We start from the raw sequence: 3,140 nt of genomic DNA on the forward strand, positions 1-3,140 counted from the left end.
GTTCAAGGACGCCGGGAACTGAGGCCCCCGGGCCCGGGGGCGAACCCCGGGCCCGGGGGCCTCAGTTCCCGGCGTCCTTGAACTGCTGGATGACCTCGGACTTGATGCGCCCGCGGTCGCTGACCTCGATGCCCTGCTCGCGGGCCCACGCGCGCACGGCGGCGTTGTCCACGCCGTCGCCCGCCGGGGCGGCCGTCCCGCCGCCCGTGCCGCCCGGTGCGGAGCTGCGCCGGCCGCCGACGCGGCGGCCGTGCTCCACGTACAGGCTCACGGCGCGCCGGAGCTTCTCGGCGTTGTCGGCGTTGAGGTCGATCTCGTACTGCACGCCCTCGATGCCGAACTGCACCGTCTCGCTCGCCTCCCCGCCGTCCACGTCGTCGGTGAGCACCACCGTCGTCCGCTGTGCCACGGTCCCGCCTTCCGTCGTCGTCCCTGGGCGTCTGCGGTGGGCATCCTTCCACGGCGTCACCCGGCGGCCGGTGACCGACCGGCGGCCCGCCCCGGCGCGTGCGTGCCGGGTCCTCCCCGGCGCGTCGTGCTTGTGCCGGGGCGGACCGCGGGGGAGCGTGCGGGCGTGGGCAGCGCGCGCGGTGAGGAGCTGGAGCAGCTGCTGGACGCCTTCGCCACCCACCTGCGGGTGGAGAAGGGCCGCTCGGAGCACACCGTGCGGGCCTACCGCTCCGACGTCCGCGACCTCTTGACCACCACGCTGCCCGCACCGGAGGAGCCGGGCGTCGCGCACGTCCCGGACCTCTCGGCCCTCGGGCTGGCGGACCTGCGCGCGTGGCTCGCGGCGGGGTCGGAGCACCTCGCCCGCTCCACGCTGGCCCGCCGGGCGGCGTCGGTGCGCACCTTCACGGCGTGGGCCCGGCGCACCGGGCGGGCCCCGGCGGACCCGGCGCTGCGGCTGCAGGCGCCCCGCCGGCACCGGACCCTCCCGCACGTCCTCGCCGCCGAGCAGGTCGTGGAGCTGCTCGACGCCGCCGCCGAACGGGTGGTCCTCGACGAGGGCGACGTCGACCCGCTGCGGCTGCGCGACGTCGCGGCCTTCGAGCTGCTCTACGCGACGGGCTGCCGCATCTCCGAGGTCGTCGGGGCCGACGTCGACGACCTCGACAGCGACCGGCGGGTCCTGCGGGTGCTCGGCAAGGGAGGGCGCGAGCGGACCGTGCCGTTCGGCGAACCCGCTCTCGCGGCGGTCCGGACGTGGCTGACGCACGGCCGGCCCGCGCTCGCGACGCCGGAGTCCGGGGCGGCCCTGCTCCTCGGGCGGCGCGGCCGCCGCGTGGACCAGCGCCAGCTGCGGGCCGTCCTCGGGGACCTGCTGACGCGGGTCCCGGGGGCGCCGGCCGCCACGCCGCACGGTCTCCGGCACTCCGCGGCGACGCACATGCTGGACGGGGGAGCTGACCTTCGTAGCGTTCAGGAACTGCTCGGTCACGCTACGCTGTCAACCACGCAGATCTACACGCACGTGTCGGTGGAGAGGCTGCGGAGATCGCACCGTCAGGCCCACCCCCGGGCCTGACGGGTCCGGGGGGAGGACCACGGTGGACGCAGGGGCAGGTCGCGAGCGCGCCGCGACAGCGGAGAGCGAGCGCACGGAGTCGATGCTCCGGGTCGTGCAGGCCGACGGGCCCGGGGGGGCCGACGTCGTGGCCGAAGTGATCACGGACGCCGTCGGCGAGGCGGTCGGGGTGGCACCGGGCGCCTCGACGGGTCCGGCGACGGAAGGTGACGGCGCGGCGGCCGCGGCCGGTGAGGTGGCGCCCGCGGGCCGCCCGCAGGCCAACGCCCGCTTCACGGCCCGCGCGGGCAAGGCGCCGCTGACGCCCGAGCAGGAGGCCGCGGAAGCGGCGCTGCGGGCGCTGTGGGAGGACTTCAAGGCCACGGCCGACCCGCACGTCCGCGAGCGGCTGATCATGCACTACTCGCCGCTGGTGAAGTACGTGGCCGGCCGGGTGGGGGTGGGCCTGCCGCCGAACATCGAGCAGGCGGACCTCGTCTCCTACGGGATCTTCGGCCTCATCGACGCCATCGAGAAGTTCGACATCGAGCGCGCCATCAAGTTCGAGACCTACGCCATCTCGCGCATCCGCGGCGCCATCATCGACGAGCTGCGCGCGATCGACTGGATCCCGCGCTCGGTGCGCAGCAAGGCCCGTGAGGTCGAGCGGACCTACGCGAGCCTCGAGGGCGAGCTGCACCGCACGCCGACCGAGGCCGAGGTGGCCGAGCGGATGGGCATCAAGCTCGGCGACCTGCACCACATCTTCAGCCAGGTCTCCTACGTCAACGTCGTGGCGCTCGACGAGCTGCTCAGCGTCTCCGGGGAGAAGGGCGACAAGCTCTCGCTCGTCGACACCCTCGAGGACACCAAGGCCGAGGACCCGGTCCAGGCGTTCGAGAGCGAGGAGACGAAGTTCCTGCTCTCCCGCGCGATCAACCAGCTCCCCGAGCGGGAGAAGATCGTCGTGACCCTCTACTACTACGAGGGCCTGACGCTCGCGGAGATCGGCCGGGTCCTGGGCGTCACCGAGTCCCGGATCTGCCAGATGCACACCAAGGCCGTCCTGCAGCTGCGCGGCAAGCTCACCGACGCCAGCTGACGCCCGACCCCGGCCCGTCCCCGGCCGACGCCCGACGCCCGCCGGCTCACCCCGGTCGCCCGAGCGGCAGCAGGACGGGCGGGTCGGCGGGGGCGAGCAGGAGCAGCGGGTCCAGGTAGTCCTCCCCTCGGCGCACGCCGACGTGCAGGCACGCGGTGGCCCCGCAGTGGGCGGGCGCCGCCGCCACGCGGGCCACGGTCTGCCCCGCGAGCACGAGCGTTCCGACCGCCGCGGCGTCCACGACGGGCTCGTAGCTGCTGCGCAGCCCGTCGGGGTGCAGCAGCACGAGCACGCCCCGGCCGGCCACCGGACCGGCGAACACGACCCGGGCGGCCGTCGGGGCGAGGACCGGGGCCCCGGCGGACGCGACGAGGTCCACGCCGCGGTGCCCGGCCTCGTAGCGGCCCACGTCGTCGAAGCCGCGCCGGACCACCGGCTGCGGCGCCAGCGGCCACGCCCAGCGCGGGCCCGCGCGCGCCGCCGGTCCCGCGGACCCCGGGCCCGCCGCCGAGGCGGCGCCCAGGCCGGTGG

4 protein-coding genes are annotated in these 3,140 nt (G+C 76.0%); 2 read left to right on the forward strand and 2 right to left on the reverse strand.

Features of this window, described 5'->3' with window-relative positions:
• Positions 1-61: 61 nt before the first annotated feature.
• Entirely contained in the window at positions 62-409 is a 348-nt protein-coding gene (locus GTR02_RS24770) for an Lsr2 dimerization domain-containing protein (RefSeq protein WP_166609399.1), read from the reverse strand.
• Positions 410-598: 189 nt separating this feature from the next.
• On the opposite strand from GTR02_RS24770, the gene GTR02_RS20900 reads away from it, so the two are divergent.
• A complete protein-coding gene (locus GTR02_RS20900; RefSeq protein WP_166609401.1) occupies positions 599-1,528 on the forward strand; it encodes a tyrosine recombinase XerC in 930 nt (309 codons plus the stop codon).
• A gap of 82 nt (positions 1,529-1,610) precedes the next feature.
• Positions 1,611-2,609, forward strand: a complete 999-nt coding sequence (gene whiG / locus GTR02_RS20905; protein WP_240896157.1) for an RNA polymerase sigma factor WhiG — start codon at positions 1,611-1,613, stop codon at positions 2,607-2,609.
• A 46-nt stretch (positions 2,610-2,655) separates the two neighbouring features.
• Here the strand turns inward: whiG and GTR02_RS20910 are convergent.
• Positions 2,656-3,140 (reverse strand): murein hydrolase activator EnvC family protein (locus tag GTR02_RS20910; protein WP_166609400.1); only part of this gene is annotated, 485 nt, incomplete at its 5' end.

The organism is Kineococcus siccus, assembly GCF_009906795.1.
Taxonomy (GTDB): domain Bacteria; phylum Actinomycetota; class Actinomycetes; order Actinomycetales; family Kineococcaceae; genus Kineococcus; species Kineococcus siccus.

What these genes read in the sequence shown, in the direction of transcription:
- whiG (WP_240896157.1), top strand. Translation starts at nt 1,611, where the DNA reads ATGCTCCGGGTCGTGCAGGCCGACGGGCCCGGGGGGGCCGACGTCGTG.